This is a genomic window from Ancylothrix sp. D3o, from assembly GCF_025370775.1.
In the GTDB taxonomy this organism is placed as follows: domain Bacteria; phylum Cyanobacteriota; class Cyanobacteriia; order Cyanobacteriales; family Oscillatoriaceae; genus Ancylothrix.
Genome location: NZ_JAMXEX010000002.1, coordinates 22244 through 41222, shown reverse-complemented (window position 1 = coordinate 41222; position 18979 = coordinate 22244). Strand labels below are relative to the sequence as shown.

The window sequence follows — 18979 nt, the reverse complement described above, 5'->3', positions numbered from 1 at the left end:
TGAGCAATTAAAATCGCTGAACCCAGATACAGATTCCTACTTCCCAGATCCGGAAAAGATTTCTCCAGGGGTGGAGTTAACAAAATTTATTGGCGATGGTGGCAGGGGGTGAGGGTGGGCTGGCGGGCGAAAAAAAGGCGGTTTATTAAAAAACCGAGTTTCTAAATATTTATAAAAATTATTAATTTGAATGCCCAGAAAGCTTGGCCAAAACGGGAACTTTTTTAAGGAGGTCTATTTGCTTAATTTTTACCAACCGCCCCCTTTCAGCAAGTCGGGTAAATATTTAATCTTTTGCTTTATTTTTTATGCTCAGGCTATGCCAAATAAGTTTGAATTAAAACAAGAACCCACCCAAAACTTTGAGCCGGTGGGGGAAGAAAATTTTTTGATAATTTCCAGCTTTTTTTTAGCCCCACGCTTTTTACCAGTTCCCCAACCCCCAAGCCTTGGTTCGGAGTTCACGACTATATGATTTAGCACTCGGCGCCTTAGAGTGCTAAATTGACTAATTGGAGAGGTAAAAAAAACCAATATGGCCAAAATCATAGCATTTAATGAAGAATCACGGCGGGCGCTAGAACGCGGACTAAACGCTCTGGCGGACGCAGTAAAAGTAACCTTGGGGCCAAAAGGCCGCAACGTCTTGTTAGAGCAAAAATACGGGGCGCCGCAAATCGTCAACGACGGGATTACCATAGCCAAAGAAATTGAGCTTGAAGATCCCCTCGAAAACACCGGCGCTCGCCTGATCCGAGAAGTCGCCCAGCAAACCAATGAAACCGCCGGAGATGGCACCACCACCGCCACCGTGCTCGCCCAAGCTATCGTCCGCGAAGGCTTAAAAAACGTTGCCGCCGGCACAAACCCCGTTGCATTGCGAATTGGCATTGAAAAAGCCATCGCCTATTTAGTTGAAGAAATTAAAGCCGTTGCTAAACCAGTTGAAGGCAGCGCTATTGAACAAGTTGCCACCATTTCCGCCGGCAATGACCCGGAAATCGGTAAAATGCTGGCCGAAGCAATGGAAAAAGTGACTAAAGATGGTGTGATTACCGTTGAGGAATCAAAATCCCTCGCTACTGAAGTTGAAGTCACCGAAGGGATGCAACTGGATCGAGGCTATATTTCCCCTTATTTCATCACCGATCAAGAACGCATGATCGTTGAATACGAAAATGTGCGGATTTTGATTGCTGATAAAAAAATTAGCCAGATTCAAGAATTGGTGCCGGTATTAGAAAAAATTGCCCGCGCCGGCCAGCCTCTTTTAATTATTGCCGAAGATTTAGAAGGCGAAGCTTTGGCAACTTTGGTGGTAAATAAAGCCAGAGGTGTTTTAAGTGTGGCTGCGATTAAAGCCCCTGGTTTTGGCGAACGTCGCAGAGCCATGTTGCAAGATATTGCAGTGCTCACTAATGGGCAAATGATCTCAGAAGAAGTAGGTCTGAGCCTGGATACAGTTACGATTGATATGTTGGGTGTGGCTCGCAAAGTCACCATCACCAAAGACACGACAATCATTGTCGCCAACCCCGACGACCGTAACAAATCCGATGTCCAAAAACGCATTGCTCAATTGCGGAAAGAGTTGGAAAAAACCGACTCGGATTATGATAAAGAAAAACTGCAAGAACGCATTGCTAAATTGGCCGGCGGTGTGGCAGTAATTAAGGTCGGTGCGGCAACAGAAACCGAACTCAAAGATCGCAAATTGCGAATTGAAGATGCTCTGAATGCAACAAAAGCAGCCGTTGAAGAAGGTATCGTTCCTGGTGGCGGTACGACTTTAATTCATTTGGCGAAAAAAGTGCTGGAATTCTCAGCCAATTTAAATGGTGAAGAAAAACTTGGTGCTCATATTCTTGCCAAAGCATTAGAAGCTCCTTTGCGTCAAATTGCAGATAATGCCGGTGAGGAAGGTTCTGTTGTTGTTGAGCGCGTCCGCGAAACTGATTTCAGCTTTGGTTATAATGCTGCAACTGGCGAGTTTGAAGACTTGATAGCTGCGGGTATTATTGATCCGGCTAAGGTTGTTCGTTCTGCTTTACAAAATGCCGGATCTATTGCCGGTTTGATTTTAACCACTGAAGCCCTGGTGGTGGAAAAACCCCAACCTAAATCTGCTGGTGGTGCCCCTGACATGGGTGGTATGGGCGGTATGGGCGGTATGGGCGGTATGGGCGGCATGGGCGGTATGGGCGGCATGATGTAATCTAACTCTGCCCACTAAGTCAATAACACCGGTGTTATAACAAATGCCGGTGTTATAACAAATGCCGGTGGGGAAAGCATCTGCCTACTGCTTAACCGGCACTTAACTTAAAAGAGATTGCCGAATACCGAGAGGTCGAGCGAAAATTGCTTAAGATTGGCAAAGAATGCTGACGCAGGTATCCCCGCATGACAGAACACCGTTTATCCCCCACCCCGGTTGAGATAGAAGCCCCAGAGAAAGAAGAAGAGGATGATTACTTTGAGTATTATTACGATGAACCGGGCGCACTCCCCGGTACCCTCGATCTCGAAGAAAATGCCCCACCGCCGAATATTGTATTGATTGACTATAACGACAATAAAGCTGTACGTTTACAAATTAATGAACCGCAATTATGCGCGAAGTACCTCAATACCGATTCTGTTTCTTGGGTTGATGTTTTAGGTTTGGGCAACGAAGAAACATGGCGGCAGCTAAGTGATGTGTTTGGGTTACATCCTCTGGCTTTAGAAGATGTTGTTAACGTTCCTCAAAGGCCAAAAGTCGAAGATTATGAAGACCAACTTGTACTAATTGCTCTGATGGTTATGCCGAGAGAAAAAACATCAGGGTTTTGGATTGAGCAAGTTGGGTTTGTTTTAGGTAAAAATTATTTGCTCTCGGTTCAAGAAGAACCCGAAAGTGATTGTTTTGGGCCGGTGAGAGAGCGTATCCGCACCAATAAAGGTATTATCCGCAAACAAGGCGCTGATTATTTAGCTTATACGCTTCTGGATGCGATTATCGATGGCTATTTTCCCGTTCTCGAAGAATATGGTGAGCGCATCGATGAACTAGAAACCGAAGTGGTGATGAATCCCACTCGCAAAACCCTTGAAAAAATCTATCAAATTCGCCGGGAGTTATTAGCTTTGCGTCGGGCTATTTGGCCTCAACGTGATGCTATAAATTCTTTAATTCGAGATGGCAGTCAGTTGATTAGTCCTTCTGTAAGGATTTATATGCGTGACTGTTATGATCACACTGTACAAGTTATGGATATGGTAGAAACTTATCGAGAATTGACTTCGGGTTTAATGGATGTTTATCTTTCTAGCGTTAGCAATCGCATGAATGAAATTATGAAGTTTCTCACGGTGATGTCTTCTATTTTTATCCCTCTGACTTTTATTGCCGGCGTTTATGGGATGAATTTTAATACCGACAAATCACCGGTGAATATGCCTGAGCTAAATTGGTATTGGGGTTATCCGCTTTGCTTAGCCTCAATGGTGATGATTGCTTGCGGTTTGGTTTTCTTTTTCTGGCGGCGGGGATGGTTTGAAAATTTTTCTACCATTAAAGAAGAATCAAAATAGATTTTTACGTTTTTGTTTGTGGGGGTTGTGTTCTGTTTTTCTACAATACAACTCCTACGATTTTTGAGATTTGAAAAAGTCTTTTATTTAAATGATTTAAGGCTGGAGTTAAACTTATAATTTTTGATTGATTTGAGTTTGGAAGAAGCTTTTAGGTAAGGGTTTTGAGGCTGGGGCTAAATTCATTTGGGGGCCGGCTAGCCATAAAATATTTAGTATTAGCGTAGATTTGGGTTGGGCTTGGGTTGTTTATGTATTGTCGAAAAAAGTCTGAGGGGTTCTCGAAATGTCTGATCCTGATAAACTTATTTTAACGATATATGTCATTGTTGTGACTTGGATATTATACCAGTCTATTAACTCTTTGGGTGAACAAATTTATGTAAAATTTGACCGCGATAGTTATAACCAACAACTGCAAGAGCAAAACTTACAAAATTTAATAGAAATTAAGTTTAATCTCAAACCCCGCTATGAAATCAACCAATTTCGGGAAATTGAAATTGAAATCAAAAATAACTTTCCTGATCAAGATGTTTATATAGATTGGGAAAGCAGTTGTTTAATCGATGTGGATAGGCGTTCTCAGCGATTGGTGCGGCTTTCTCCTGGTATGAAAGTTGATATTTTTGTGCCGCAAGTCAAAAGTTTAATTGCGCCTGGGAGAATAATTGCGGAAAAATTTACTGCCGAAAAAGCTTTGAAACGAGATACTACAACTGATAGCTTTGAGGCGACTTTGCCGTTGGTTCCTTCAGCGCGACTTAAATCACAGCCGGTCAACCGGCCCGCAGCCGCCGCAACGCTTGTATTACGCTTAGCCTTACAAGTATCTGCTCCCTTAAAAGGGGCCGGTGTTAAGCAGTTTTATGTTTTATCTTGCCCTTTAAATGTGACACGGCTTGACTGGATGGCTGCATTACCTTGGATGTCAAAAAAATAATTATTAGTCAAACAGTCCAACACTCAAACAGTTATTGGTTATTTGCCATTTAAGGGCAAAGCAATGATAAACTAACACAAGAGAGAGTGAGCGAGGTGGTTGCAGATGGGTGAATTTCACCTGTTTGAGGAAAGTCCGGGCTTCCGAAAGACCAAACTTGCTGGGTAACTCCCAGTGCGGGCGACCGTGAGGATAGTGCCACAGAAAGATACCGCCAATCAATTTTAGATTTTAAATTTTCGATGGTGATTGAATCTAAAATTTAAACTTTAAAATTTAAGATTGATTGGTAAGGGTGCAAAGGTGCGGTAAGAGCGCACCAGCAACGTCGAGAGGCGTTGGCTCGGTAAACCCCGGTTGGAAGCAAGGTCGGAGGGGCAATGGTTGGTCTTTTTCCGGCTCCGTTTTAATGTACCGCTTGAGGCGTCTGGTAACAGCCGCCCTAGATAGATAACCGCCCTCATGGCTGTAATACAGTTATGAGAACAGAACCCGGCTTATGTCTGACTCTCTTTTTATTTTTTTTGATAACGTCTTGGCCTGCGATATTTTGTTTTTTGGCACGATGGAAAGAGTTATGCTGAAAAAGCAAACATTGTGACACCAAAACTTGTTTCTCAGTTAATGACTCTAAGTTACCCTCCCCGCCAAAAGCAGCTTCAGTCTTTGGTAGAAAAGCTCGGTCTTTCCTCAAAGGAGCCTGTCAAATGGGATCTTTTAGATTTAGCTCTGACTCACCCCACAGCCTCTCCAACGGAAAATTACGATCAGTTAGAGTTTGTTGGTGATGCGGTTGTTCGTTTAGCTGCGGCTCAGTTGTTATATGAAATTTACCCCGACTCGCGGGTGGGTGAGTTTGCAGCGATTCGTTCGATGTTGGTTAGTGACCGCGTTTTGGCGCAAATTGCTGATAGTTACGGTTTGGGCCGCTATTTGCTCGTCTCTCCCAGTGCGGCTAATGATAAGGCCGGTGAAGAAACTCGTCTGGCTGATGCTTTGGAGGCTTTGCTGGCGGCGCTTTTTTTGAGTACCAATAATTTACAATTGGTTCGCCCTTGGCTCGACTCTCACTTTAAGCTGTTTGCCGATCAAATTAAAAATGATCCGGCTCGTCAAAATTATAAGGCGGCTTTGCAAGAATGGACTCAAGGCCGTCATAAGGCTTTGCCTGTTTATCACGTCCGCGAAGTGCGTCAATTTCACGATGATGCAGAACGTTTTTCCGCTGAGGTTTTCCTTCAAGGTCGCTTACTTGGTCAGGGTAAGGGCCGATCTATTAAGGCTGCTGAACAAGCTGCTGCTCGTGAGGCTTTTTTCTCGGTGCAAGAAGCCGAGTAATGTCTGATATCTTTTTATTAAAAGATAGTTCTTCCTTATCAATTTTAGCTTATCACAACAAATTGGCATTTGTCAAGCTAAACTCTCTCTTTAATGCGGGATATTTTGATATTTTTGATGGCATCTAGGGACAAAGCAGATTGTAATTTTTTCTCTTCAATTTTTATGACTAATTCTAAAGAACCGGCCATCAACATTGCCATTGTCGGGATAGGACGCTGGGGAATTCATTTAGTGCGGAACTTTCTTCACCATCCCCAAGCAAAAATCCTTGCCTTAGTAGACCGGCACCCCGAACTCTTACGCGCCGCCAAAGAGAAATTTCAACTCAAAGAAAACATCATTTTAGCAACTGATTGGGAAGAGATCCGCAACTTACCCAACCTAGAAGCCGTTGTCATAGCCACCCCCGCCTCCACCCATTATCCCTTGATCAGCGATGCCTTACTACAGGGATATCATGTGTTAGCCGAAAAACCGCTGACTTTATATCCCGAAGAAGCACAAAAACTCTGCGAACTTGCAGACAAACAAAACCGCTGCTTAATAGTAGATCATACTTATTTATTTCATCCCGCTGTTAATGTTGGCAAGCAAATCATCCAAAATCAAAATTTAGGACAACTTCGCTATGGTAGTGCAGCCAGAACGCATTTAGGGCCGGTGCGCCAAGACGTAGATGTATTGTGGGATTTAGCCCCCCATGATATTTGCATATTTAACCATTGGCTAGGAGAAAATCCCCACTTTGTAGAAGCCACCGGCAGCCTTTTTTTAAAAAACAAAACTTCCCCAAAAACCGCCGATTTAGTCTGGGCAAAACTAATCTATCCCAGCGGCTTTATCGCCACAATACACCTCTGTTGGTGCAACCCCGATAAACAGAGACGACTGAGCATTATCGGAAGCCAAGGCAGCTTAATTTTTGACGAAATGTTAACAGAAACACCCCTAACTTTATCCACAACAACTCAGCCAATAGACAGCGCCAATTTAGCAACATCTGGTCTAAATATCCAAAACATTAAACCCGAAAATAAAGAACCCTTAGCAGAAGTTTGCAACCACTTTATAGACTGCATCCAAAACAACAACCCAAGCCAAATATCCTCTGGCTGGATAGGTCTTAAAATCGTCCAAATTCTCACCGCCCTAACTCAATCGCTGCACCAAAAAGGAAAAACAATTTGCCTAGAACCCTGGGAAAAAAGCTAATCAGGAGGCCGGTAATTGCTAATACGTTTTTCCCCTATTTTCTGATTCCTAATTCCTCATTTGACAAAGAATTCAAGGGCTTAAGATCAACCAAAGGCAACTTAATTTCAACCGTCGTGCCATGACCAGGCCCATCACTATATAGAGAAATTTTACCCTTCATCAACTCAATTAAATTGCGAGAAATAGCTAAACCCAAACCTGTACCGCCATAACGACGAGTGCGGGTACCATCCACCATCACAAACGGCTGAAAAAGTCGGTGTTGCTGAGTTTGGTCTACACCAATACCAGTATCCTGAATTTTAACGACTACATTGGACTCGTGGATTTGACTGGGTTGCTGGGCCGGTTCAATTTGCGTGGAAACCTTAATACTCCCAGCATCGGTAAACTTAATAGCATTTCCGACGACATTTAAAAATACCTGCTTTAGCTTTGCCGGATCAGCCTCCACCGTCACGGCTTCCGAACAAAGCTGCCAAACCAACTCTAAATTTTTTTGTTGAATTTGACTTTGTTGTAAATAAATCGCCTCTTGCAAAACCTTATTTAAATCAACCGGCTCCATAACAACCGTCAAAGTACCGGCCTCAATTTTGGCAATATCGAGAACATCATTAATAATATCGAGCAAATGAATTGCCGCATCATCAGCCCGTTGTAAAAACTCGGTTTCCTCCTCCTCATCATCACAGCAGCCATCGCGCACCAAACGAATACAACCAATAATGGCATTTAGAGGCGTTCTCAACTCGTGAGAAGTATTAGCCAAAAACTCATTTTTCAACTCCGAAGCCACTTTAGCTTCCTTCCAAGCCGTCTCCAACTCGTCAGCCCAAGCCAGCAAGCGCTCCACCATACTATCAAGCGCCTCAGCAAGCTGATTAAACTCTCTGATTTTGAAATTATGGGGTATGCGTTCAAACGTTCCCCGCGCTTGTACCGCCATCGCATAAAAGCCCAACTTTTCCAAAGGACGGGCCAAATCCCTTGACAGATAAAGCGTTGCCAACAAATTCGCGCCTAGCAAGCCCAAAATTAACGTTACCAAAACGTGCTGAATTTCCTCAAGACCGGCCAGAGCATTATCTAAACGAGTCACCGCCAAAATCACCCAGCGCTGGCTTTGGGTATTGCTAAGAGGAATAGAAAGCGAGGTATAACCGGCCAGCAATTCCACACCTTTGCGCTCAAACCCAAATAAATGCCCAAAATCGGTTTTCCCAGACAGCGCCGTAGTCATAATGCTACGCAAGCGATCAGCATCTTCTTCTTCGGTAATATTGCGTCCGACACGATAAGCAGTTGGGTGATTAAGAATAGTACCATCTTCCCGAATCACCACCGTATAACCATAAAGAGAGCGGGGCTTATCACTTTCTGGGGCTAACAAAGCCGACTGAATTTTCAGCGCATAGCGTAACTCACCGGTTTGGGCATCATAAACCGGCGCACTCAACACCAAACTCAGTTTACTTTCGCCGCTAACATTAGTTTGCGAATCGTTAAGCGAGGACTTCTCTGGCAAAACCGCTGTCACTTTCACATGAGAGGCTGGCGTATCAAAATTGCTGAATTTGGTCGGCCACACAGAAGCGCCAAAAACCCCTATCGACTTCTCCCCACAAGTGCTGACTACCGCCTTGCCAGTCACCGGATTGGCCAATTGAATGCACTGGATCGGCGTGGGTAACTGTTGGGCTAACTGCTCTAAAAATTTTTTTGACATTTCAGGCGAACCCGACTGCAAAGCAGTGGTTTGGGTAGCCGTCAGCAATCCTGTTTGCAAACCTTTAATCGAGTCTTGAATTCTCTCTGCCTTTCGCTGAGCGCTTTCTGAGAGGTTTTGACGGGCTGTTTCCAATAGACCCGAACGGGCCTTGCGGTAGGTCACATACTCTCCCAACAGCAACACCGGCACACTCAATAACAGAATGCGCGACAGCAAAATGCGGCGAAAAGACGTTTGACCAAGCTGGGGCCAAAATATTTTTTTCAATAAACCGGATAGATTAGGCATCCATCCACCATAATTCAAGGGTTCAGGGAAAAAGTCTAAGGGCTGCTGGTAAAGTAGCAAGGCGTGAGCCAGAGGGCATTTACGCTTTGGTTGCTTCTCAATATCTAACATCCCATCCCAATTATAGGGGCTAGTGAGAGCAGCATTCCACTATGGAGCTATGACAATGACGTTCTCTAAATTTTTTGAGTTTGGCTTGTTGGGCACTGTTGCGGGTTTCAATATAAAAAAAACCCCCAGGTGAACTATAGATCCAGAGGACAGCCGCCCCCAGAAAGCAAGTTGTTTTGCGGGGATCGGTTAATTTGTGGACAAATTTGCTCTATAATTGCATTAGTTAAAACCCTAATACATTTCATAGACTTTGTTTAAGAGGCTTTAAACTTTACAATTTCAACTCAATAATTTGATATGAAGCGACCTTCGACAATTGTGGTTTTAGCCATCAGTGCTGATGGAAAAATTTCTGACTCTAGGCGGTCTCCTGTTTTATTTGGCTCTCCTGTTGATAAGGCTCATTTAGAAAAGCAAATCGCTGCGGTGGATGGGATTTTGGTGGGTTCTGGCACGCTTATGGCCGGCGGTTCGGCAATGACAGTGACGGACTCGCAACTGTTGCAAGAACGGCACAGCGCCGGTTTGCCTCCTCAGCCTGTGCAAATTATCTGCTCACGCACCGGCAATATCAACCCCGACTTAAAATTTTTCCGTCAGTCGATACCTCGCTGGTTAGTGTCAACGGCAAAAGGTGAAAGTATCTGGAAAAATCAACCCGGTTTTGAAAAAATCATAGCTGTTGAGAACGCAGAGCAAGATATCGATTTAACCAAAGCTTTGCAACAAATCTACCTCAATGGCATCTCTCGTTTGGCTGTTTTAGGCGGGGGACAGTTAATTGCCTCGCTTATGGCTCAAAATTTAATAGATGAATTTTGGTTAACGGTTTGCCCGTTGATTATTGGTGGGGCCAATTCCCCGACGCCGGTGGATGGAAAGGGCTTTTTCACAGAAATGGCCCCACGATTAGAACTTCTCGAAGTTAAACCTATCGCCGACGAGGTTTTTTTACACTACCGGCTGCACAGCAAAGGCTATTAGTTTACCCTATAGTGGAACACTCAGCCCCCTTTAAAAAATGGTGCACCCGCTTAAAGCCGGCTATTCTGTCGCCTGGACAAGCAAAATCTCAGAAATTCCTCAAGCCGAGTGGGACTCCTTGGCCTTGCCCCTGGCTACCCCCTTTTTAGAATGGGAGTGGCTCAACAATATGGAAACCTCCGGCTCAGCCATTGCGCGGGCCGGTTGGCTGCCAAACCATTTAACCGTCTGGCATAATCAGCAACTTGTGGCCGCTGCTCCGCTTTATCTCAAATCTCACAGCTATGGTGAATTTGTCTTTGACCATCAGTGGGCCGATCTAGCAGGCCGGCTCGGAATCCAATATTATCCAAAATTGCTGGGAATGTCTCCCTTTACCCCAGCCGAAGGCTACCGATTTTTAATCGCTCCCCATTTAGATGAAGATGAAATTACCGGCTTAATGGTCAATGCTATTGATCATTTTTGCGAACGCAATAAAATTTCTGGAGCACACTTTCTGTATGTCGATCCGCAATGGCGAAAAGTCATTGAACGTCAAGGTTTTACAACTTGGTTGCACCACAGTTATATTTGGGAAAATAACGGTTTTCAAACCTTTGATGATTATTTAGCAAATTTCAACGCCAACCAACGCCGCAATATCAAACGCGAACGCAAAGCCGTTGAAAAAGCTTCCCTGCGCCTCGTCACCCTCACCGGCGATGAAATCCCCCATCCTTTGTTTTCTCGAATGTATCATTTTTATGAAAATACTTGCGATAAATTTGGCTGGTGGGGCAGCAAATACTTAACAAAACGATTTTTTGAACAACTTCATCACAATTATAAACACAGGGTACTTTTTGTTTGTGCCTATAGCGAATTAGATGAAAGGATGCCGGTGGGAATGTCATTTTGTCTTACCAAAGGAGACCGCCTTTACGGACGTTATTGGGGTAGCTCTCAAGAAATAGACTGCCTGCATTTTGATGCTTGTTATTACACCCCCATTGAATGGGCAATAAACAACGGCATTCAAATTTTCGATCCAGGTGCAGGAGGCCGGCACAAAAAACGACGAGGTTTCCCCGCTAAGGCTAACCATAGCGTTCACCGCTTTTATAACCCCCGTCTCAGCCAAATTTTGCGCTCTTACATCAACGAGGTAAACGAAATGGAACAGCGGGAAATTGAAGCCATCAATCAAGACCTGCCTTTTAGCGAAGCGCCGCCTACAATTTCCCTTTAGGAACTTTGCGGTTTTAAACTTCGTCGTTGAATTCTTATCCCAAAAAAAGACTCGTTGTTTTTTCAAAAAAACCCCGCTTTCAACGAGGTTAAGTAGCCAGAAAATTATCAATCCTAAAATGCAGGCGGCGTGGGTAAAAAGTCCTGTAATTAAACTTAAAAAATTTAAGAAAAACCCACGCCAAGGCGCTTGAACGGCCCTACAAGGGCCAGAAACCGTCGTATCGGTATCCCCAAGAGACTTAAAAAATTTTTTACAAAACATGATCGGTTTTTACGGAAGGTAGGGTATCCTTTCAGGTATCATAGAAACTTTCACAGACCACAGACAACTGCGGACTCTTTGCAAATGTCAGTGGAACTAAAAAGTAAAGCCTAGAGCAAACAACAATTACTTAAGGAGGGGGTTAAGCATTATAATACTTTCTCACCAAAACATATATTCGTTCAGACAAAAATCTGACAACTGACAACTCACAACCCGAATAGGGTTTTGCTTAATAGAAAAAAATTCAAGATTCAACGTAGGGGCTAGTTTAACAAGACTGTAGTCAAAAGTCTTTAGACAATTGACTATTCACACCACTTAATCAGGTTTAGTGCGTTTAGGAGCATTAAAAAAATGGCAGTAATTAGACTTACATCAGGTAGTGGACTCGTCGATCTTTCCGGTGGTGATTATGTTATTGGAACCCCTGAAAGTGACTTTGTAATTGGTTCCCCAGGAGACGACACCATCGAAGGGCTTGGTGGTGATGACATAATCAACGGCAATGGGGCGAATGACTCGTTGTTGGGAGGAGACGGCAACGACAACCTTCAAGGCAACATCGGCAACGAAATAATCTTTGGCAACAGCGGCAACGATAACCTGTATGGTGAAATCGGCGACGATTCACTTTTTGGCGGCCAAGACAACGATAACCTGTGGGGAGACGACGGCAACGACTACGTTGTAGGCGACGAAGGCGACGACCAACTGCGCGGCAACCTCGGCAATGACATTCTTTTAGGAAAAAACGGCAACGATACACTTTTTGGCGGCCAAGACAACGACCTCCTGTATGGAAACAAAGGAAACGACCAACTTTATGACGACACAGGAGACGACACACTCTTAGGCGGAGAAGGTAACGATACCGCTGAGGGAGGAGAAAACAGCGACTACCTAAGCGGAGATAAAGGTAACGACTTCCTGGCCGGTGGAGTAGGCAGCGATACCTTAGACGGAGGAGAAGGCAATGATTCCCTGCTGGGCGATCCACAAGATGGCCCACCCGCCTTTGACCCCGGCACCGGCCAACCAGTCCCCCCCTTAGAACAGCGATTAAGAAACGCCGTAGCCCAAGATGTGATTATTGCAGGTGTTGGCGACGACACGGCTTTGGGCTGCACCGGCAACGACCAAATATTCGGCAATGAAGGCGGCGACTTACTTTTTGGCAACACCGGCACAGACAATATCAGCGGCGGCAGCGACAACGACAGTATTTATGGTGGTGCAGACACCGACCAATTATTTGGTGATCGCGGCGATGATGCCCTTGTTGGTAACACCGGCAACGACATTGCCAGCGGTGGCGTTGGCAACGATATGGTGTACGGCAACACCGGCAACGACTCCCTGATGGGCGATGAAGGCAACGACAGTATCTATGGAGGACAAGGCAACGATACCGTTGAAGGTGGGGCCGGTTTTGACCTCCTGACCGGCAATAGCGGTGCCGATGTATTTTCGATCAACGTCAACCAAGGCACAACTCAACTAGCTGAAGTTGATGTTGTTTTAGACTTTGAAACAGACAAAGACTTCGTTTACTTACAACCCGGCTTAACCTACGAAACCCTTAATATTTTCCAAGGAAGTGCCGAAAATGCCGGTGACACCGTTATTCAAGACACCATCACCGGTCAGTTTTTGCTTGTGTTGAAAAACACAACCCGCACAACCATCACGCGGACGAACTTCTTACCCGAACTGCCGGAAGTACCGGTCTCAGTAGCACCCCAACCCCAACCCAGCATCGTCAGCTTTAGCACTGCCACCTACACTGTCTCAGAACCGACGGCTGCCGGCACCACAACCACAGTAACAGTTACCGTCTCCCGCACCGGCAACAGCATAGCCCCAGCTTCAGTAACAGTGACCGCTACGCCCAACACAGCCCAGCAAGGTATAGATTACGTCGAAACCTCTCAATTGGTGGGCTGGAATGCCGGTGAAACTGGCGAGAAACAAGTTACCTTCACAATTAATAGTGATAACAACAACGCGATCACCACGCCAAAAACCTTTAACCTGCTTTTAGCCAACCCCACGAATACAACCCTGGGTGTGAACCCTACAGCCACCGTCAGCATTCAACCCTTTAGTCCGGGGACTATCGAATTTGGGGCAACGCAATACACGATCACAGAAGACGGTAGCGGCGTGCAAACCATCGTCGTCAAGCGCACCGGCGGCAGCCAAGGAGAAATTACAGCAGATATTACTTTGACTCCTTCTGCTGACCCCAATTCTGCGGCCAGCGTTAATACAACTGCCAGTGTTCCGGTGATTTTTGCCGACGGGGATACAGCAGATAAAACTGTAACCATCACATCACTGCTTAACCTCAACGCTGTTCCTTCTGGGGTAGTAAGCACCACCCTCAACATTACCAACATTCAGGGTGGGGCCACCGCAGGAGCAACGGCAACTTTGAATATTCAAGACATCGGTACTCCGACAATTAAAGTCGAAGCCACCGACCCCAGGGCTGATGAAAATCCCAACCTTGCCGCTGCCGACCAATTGGGCCAATTTACCTTTACCCGGACGGCCCCCGACATCAGCCAAGCTTTGACGATCAGTTACACCATTGATACTGCGCCTCCTGCTACCCCCACCGAAAATGCCAAGGCAGTACCCCAAACTGATTATCAACCTTTGACCGGCACTGTGACGTTTGCTGCCGGTGCGGCAACGGCGACTGTGGATGTAACGCCAATCCGTAATACGGCAGCTACCGGCAACCGAGATGTAAAGGTGAGTGTTGCTCAGGGTGGTGGTTATAATGTCGATCCGACAACAAACACGGCTACTGTAGAGGTGGTTGATGCCGATTCACAAATCGTTGAAATTACGGCCTCGGTTCCTGCCGGTAAAGAAGTGATCACAGGCCAACCAGCCCAATCGGGTCAATTTAAAGTTTCCCGCAAAGATTTGGCCGGCAACCCCGCTACGATTGGAAGTCTTACCGTTAGTTACACTGTTAGCGGTAGTGCCACTAGCGATGCTGATTACGGAGCAATACCCGTTACTGTTACCTTTGAGAACGGTCAGTTTGAGAAAGTGATAGACGTTAACGTCATTGACGATACGGTGGCTGAACCGACAAAAACAGTCCGGGTATCCTTAAATCCGGGGACTGGGGCAAATACTTACTCGATCAACCCGAATTTCAAAAACGCCTCTGTTTCTATTTTGGATAACGAAAAACCGACTTTATTGCTTTATCCAAGCAAATCGCCAGCCTTCCAAACCAGTCCTACCGACCCGACAACACCGCCGGTGCCGGGTGAATTTTTGTTGCAACGTTTTGGTGATTTGGTTCCCAGCTTAACGGTACCTTACACCTTTGGCTCTAATACAACGGCTCGACCGGGTGTAGATTTTTCGTTCCCTGATTATGTTGCCGGAACCCCAGGGGGTGTAATAACGGTTGGTAGTGGTCAAGGCGAGGTGCGCTTGCCTATCACGCCGATTATTGATGCAGCCCGACCGGCACGACCTGATGTGGATGTGATCGTTATGGGCTTAACTGATCCGGGTGCTACCGCCCCTTACAGTTTAGGAACTCCCAGCACAGGACAGCAAATGATCATCATCAATAACGCCTTGATTTAACAGAAAAACCCGGCTTCTTAAACAGGCCGGGTTTTTAGAAAAGGTTTTTGTACTTTAAACAACAAGCAAACCGCAACTACCTAGATTAGCTGCGGGAAATTAATTTCACAATTTGAGAAAGTTGCTCCCGGTTAAAGGATTTTAACAAAGCTTTGGCGGCTGCTTTAGGTTCTACCACCACCACAATTTCTTTAAATCCTGAAGGCGGCGCACCGGCTGCAAGCTGTTGTAAACCGTAAGATGCCGCAACTTTATCGCTTTGACCGGCCACGATTAAATCTGTTGCTTGCTTAAGCTCTTTGATGACAAACCGTGCTAAAGTCAAATAAGAATGCTGTGGGTAAGAAATGGCTTTTTGAGCAATTTTCACAAGCTTTTGCCAAGGTTCTATTTCTGGTGAAAGTTGGCTAAGCTCGTTACATAAATTCTGCAACTCTTGGCGGTTTGCTGCACTTTCTTTTTGTTTGAATAATTGCAGCATTTGTTTGAGGGTAGATATCGCTTTTTCGGCAAATTCTTGGGGAGATGCACCGCCCTCTTCACCAATTTGTTTTTCCAGATAATCTTGTAGTTGAATAAAAGCCGGTTCTACGCCATTAACTACTTTCATGGCGTCGTCATCACGCAAACCAAACGGCCCTTGTAAGCGTTCTAGTAACTCTTTAAGAGCATCAAATCCCTTTAAAAATAAAGACTCTATTTTGCTATCAACTCGGATTTGCTGTTGATTTTCTTTGAGGATTTTTAAACAATCTTCTAGGCGGTGGGAAATTTGCTGAATACTATTAAATCCCAACATGGCCGCACCACCTTTAACAGAATGAGCAGCCCGAAACATTTCATTTACCCTTTCCGAGTCAGTGACGGTTGCTTGCAGTTCCAAAAAACCTTTTTCCAAAGTATCAAGATGTTCTTTAGCTTCTTCGAGAAAATAAACTAAAATCTGCTGTTTGCCGGCATCCACAATTTTTTTCTCCTCTATTTTGAATCATGGAATTTGAGGGGAGAGGGCGGGCAAGGGCGCACCGCCCCTACAATCTTTAGGGGGACTTGGGGAACAGTTGCAAGTCTGGTGCTGGGGGAACGGGTATCGCTGGCGGTTGGAAGCCGTCGGGTAGCGTCCCGTAGGGAGGCATTAACTCACTTTGAGGGATAAATGAGCGGTCAAAAGGCCCAGGACGATCAGCAGCATCAATACAAGTAGCCATTGCTTGCCCCGGCAATATCTCGATTTTGCGGCTCAAACCCACCACACACTCAGAATAGCGAACCGGCAACAAACTGCGGCGGCAATTATCTAAGACAACCGGTGCTAAACCGGCATCTGAGTCTTCGCTGATATCCACTACACAGGTTGCTAAATCTTCGGGACGGCGGACGCGGACACAAGTAGAAAGCGCATCAATGGCGGTGATATCGGTTCGGTCGTGAATTTTCATAACACAACTGCCCAATTGATCAGGATGGAGAGCGCTGCCACAAGCAACGGCCACCAGTTCGGGAGCCAGCCCCACATCTATTAGTTTACCCGCACATCTTTGGTAACTATTTCTGGAAGCAGCACTGGCTGGCATGGGGTGCGTGAATGCCAACAAGCCGGCGGAGACGGGCAAAAGAGCAACCATCAACCTTAGCCAGCGATTAACTGATGCTGGTGGGCGGTCGGTTGGGCGATTTTTTGAGACAAAATTGGAAAAAATAAAGCGGTTCATTGCAGTTCGGTGACAACGGCCTTAAAATGATTTCAGCTTAACTGTTGGAAGTATGCCGGTTCAAGCTATATAATAGAAGTTCTGCCTAAAAGTTTTAGCAAAGGATAGGAAGAGGAAACTCCATGTCACGCTATAGAGGCCCACGCCTCAGAATTGTGCGCCGTCTAGGCGACTTACCCGGACTTACTCGCAAACAGGCTAAACGAGCCTACCCACCTGGCCAACACGGTCAAAACCGCAAAAAGCGGTCTGAGTATGCCATCCGTTTAGAAGAAAAGCAAAAACTCCGCTTCAATTACGGTTTGACAGAACGGCAATTGCTGCGTTACGTCCGCAAGGCTCGCCGCGTCACCGGCTCCACCGGTCAGGTTTTGCTGCAAATGCTGGAAATGCGTCTGGATAATACGGTTTTTCGGATGGGGATGGCCCCGACAATTCCAGGGGCTCGTCAATTGGTGAATCACGGTCATATCTTGGTGAACGGTCGCTCGGTCGATATTGCTAGTTATCAATGCAGACCTGGTGATGTGATTCGCGTTAAAGATAAGGAAGGTTCTCGTAAGTTGGTTGAAGCTAATCTGGCTAACCCAGGTTTAGCTCACACTCCTAGCCATTTAGAGTTTGATAAAAACAAAATGGAAGGAAAAGTCAATAGCTTGATCGAGCGCGAATGGGTGGCTCTGCAAGTCAACGAGTTGCTGGTGGTTGAATACTACTCTCGCAAAGCCTAATTGATTTTAGATATTAGATTTTAGATTTTAGATTTGGCATGGCTAAAAATCAAAAATCTAAAATCCTTTATCTATCAGACAAACTCACAAAAACCCCGTTTCTTCCTTAAATCGAGAATTGATAGCTTAAAATCCCTCGGAAACTGGGTTTTTGGCCTTTTGTTCTTTTTTCCTCATCTCAATTCATTTAACCCCCAATTTGTGACATCGTACGGGTATAGTTGCCTCCCCCTGTGCCGGTAGACCGTTGTTTAAAGTTAATTTCTGGTTTGATTTCTAACAATTGCTTGACTTTTTCTCTTAAATGTGCTAAAGGAACACCGGCCCGCAATGCGGTTTTTAAGTCGAGTTGGCCGATTTCGTTAAGCAAACAAGGCCGCAACCAACCATCAGCAGAAAGTCGCATTCGGTTACAACGGTCGCAAAAGCATTCTGACATTTGACTAATAAAACCCAAGGTACCTAAAGCCCCCGGAATTTTAAACACATCCGCAGGGCCGGCACCTAAAATTTGCGATTCTTCTAAGCCCCAGCGGTTGCGAATTGATTGGCGTAACTCTTCAGATGGTATCCAGCCGCGTTCACTAAATAACTCACCATTACCGACCGGCATAAATTCGATAAAGCGGACGTGCCAGCGCCGGTCAATTGTTAAAGCAGCCAAGTCTAAAACTTCCGCATCATTGACACCCGGAATAACCACCACATTGAGTTTTAAAGGGTCAAAACCGACACGGTGGGCAGTTTGAATGCCTTGCCAAACATCGGGCCAGCGTGACCGGCCTCGTTTGCCAATAATAAAATCGAAGGTATCAGGATCAAGAGAATCCAAACTAATATTAATTCGACGCAAACCGGCATCATAAAGGTCTTGAGCCAAAGGAGCAAGCAAAAACCCGTTTGTTGTCAAGGATAAATCGCGGGTTTCTGGCAAAAGAGAGATTTCGCGGACAAGTTGTACTAAGTTTGGACGCATCAAAGGTTCGCCGCCGGTGAGACGAAACCGCTGGAAGCCTACAGGAATAAAGACTTCTTGAATAAGTGTTAGCAGTTCCGAGTTCGAGAGCAAGTTTTGCTTGAGGATGTAATCAAGCTCTGCACCCTCTGGCATACAGTACAGACAATTAAAATTACAGCGGTCAATTAAACTGATACGGAGATAATCTACTTCAGCCATATTGATTTTAGATTTTAGATTTTAGATTTTAGCCAGTAATTTTAGAT

The 18979-nt window shown here is 45.4% G+C and carries 14 protein-coding genes and 1 other RNA gene; 11 read left to right on the top strand and 4 right to left on the bottom strand.

Annotated features, from left to right (window positions below):
• The first annotated feature begins 319 nt into the window (after positions 1 to 319).
• The 7 genes from NG798_RS04345 to NG798_RS04315 all read left to right on the top strand — a co-directional run bounded on the left by NG798_RS04345 (position 320) and on the right by NG798_RS04315 (position 7072).
• Positions 320 to 475: a hypothetical protein gene (locus NG798_RS04345; protein ID WP_261220589.1), complete on the top strand. Its 156-nt coding sequence runs from the start codon at positions 320 to 322 to the stop codon at positions 473 to 475.
• A gap of 60 nt (positions 476 to 535) precedes the next feature.
• Entirely contained in the window at positions 536 to 2215 is a 1680-nt protein-coding gene (gene groL, locus NG798_RS04340; RefSeq protein ID WP_261220588.1) for a chaperonin GroEL, read from the top strand.
• 188 nt (positions 2216 to 2403) lie between these two features.
• Positions 2404 to 3576 (top strand): magnesium/cobalt transporter CorA, encoded by a 1173-nt coding sequence (corA, locus tag NG798_RS04335; RefSeq protein ID WP_261220587.1) that lies wholly within the window; start codon positions 2404 to 2406, stop codon positions 3574 to 3576.
• Between the two features lie 286 nt (positions 3577 to 3862).
• Complete coding sequence (locus NG798_RS04330; protein ID WP_261220586.1) at positions 3863 to 4519, top strand: hypothetical protein; 657 nt, start codon at positions 3863 to 3865, stop codon at positions 4517 to 4519.
• Positions 4520 to 4602: 83 nt separating this feature from the next.
• An RNA gene (gene rnpB / locus NG798_RS04325) (RNase P RNA component class A) lies at positions 4603 to 5034 on the top strand.
• A 109-nt stretch (positions 5035 to 5143) separates the two neighbouring features.
• Entirely contained in the window at positions 5144 to 5857 is a 714-nt protein-coding gene (gene rnc, locus NG798_RS04320; RefSeq protein WP_261221515.1) for a ribonuclease III, read from the top strand.
• Positions 5858 to 6022: 165 nt separating this feature from the next.
• Positions 6023 to 7072, top strand: coding sequence for a Gfo/Idh/MocA family protein (locus NG798_RS04315; RefSeq protein ID WP_261220585.1), 1050 nt, complete (start codon positions 6023 to 6025; stop codon positions 7070 to 7072).
• A 34-nt stretch (positions 7073 to 7106) separates the two neighbouring features.
• Here NG798_RS04315 and NG798_RS04310 read toward each other — a convergent pair whose 3' ends face one another.
• Positions 7107 to 9206, bottom strand: a complete 2100-nt coding sequence (locus NG798_RS04310; protein ID WP_261220584.1) for an ATP-binding protein — start codon at positions 9204 to 9206, stop codon at positions 7107 to 7109.
• A 300-nt stretch (positions 9207 to 9506) separates the two neighbouring features.
• On the opposite strand from NG798_RS04310, the gene NG798_RS04305 reads away from it, so the two are divergent.
• The 3 genes from NG798_RS04305 (at position 9507) to NG798_RS04295 (ending at position 15312) form a co-directional block, all read left to right on the top strand.
• Positions 9507 to 10193, top strand: coding sequence for a RibD family protein (locus NG798_RS04305; protein WP_261220583.1), 687 nt, complete (start codon positions 9507 to 9509; stop codon positions 10191 to 10193).
• 37 nt (positions 10194 to 10230) lie between these two features.
• Entirely contained in the window at positions 10231 to 11424 is a 1194-nt protein-coding gene (locus tag NG798_RS04300) for a GNAT family N-acetyltransferase (RefSeq protein WP_261220582.1), read from the top strand.
• A gap of 621 nt (positions 11425 to 12045) precedes the next feature.
• A complete protein-coding gene (locus NG798_RS04295; protein WP_261220581.1) occupies positions 12046 to 15312 on the top strand; it encodes a Calx-beta domain-containing protein in 3267 nt (1088 codons plus the stop codon).
• An 85-nt stretch (positions 15313 to 15397) separates the two neighbouring features.
• Here the strand turns inward: NG798_RS04295 and NG798_RS04290 are convergent, their stop codons facing one another.
• Together NG798_RS04290 and NG798_RS04285 are read right to left on the bottom strand one after the other, a co-directional pair.
• Entirely contained in the window at positions 15398 to 16276 is an 879-nt protein-coding gene (locus NG798_RS04290) for an Hpt domain-containing protein (protein ID WP_261220580.1), read from the bottom strand.
• Positions 16277 to 16352: 76 nt separating this feature from the next.
• A complete protein-coding gene (locus NG798_RS04285) occupies positions 16353 to 16886 on the bottom strand; it encodes a hypothetical protein (RefSeq protein ID WP_261220579.1) in 534 nt (177 codons plus the stop codon).
• A gap of 260 nt (positions 16887 to 17146) precedes the next feature.
• Between NG798_RS04285 and rpsD the strand changes: the two genes are divergently transcribed.
• Complete coding sequence (gene rpsD, locus NG798_RS04280; protein WP_261220578.1) at positions 17147 to 17755, top strand: 30S ribosomal protein S4; 609 nt, start codon at positions 17147 to 17149, stop codon at positions 17753 to 17755.
• Between the two features lie 187 nt (positions 17756 to 17942).
• Here rpsD and moaA read toward each other — a convergent pair whose 3' ends face one another.
• Positions 17943 to 18932, bottom strand: a complete 990-nt coding sequence (moaA, locus tag NG798_RS04275) for a GTP 3',8-cyclase MoaA (protein WP_261220577.1) — start codon at positions 18930 to 18932, stop codon at positions 17943 to 17945.
• Between the last annotated feature and the right edge of the window lie 47 nt (positions 18933 to 18979).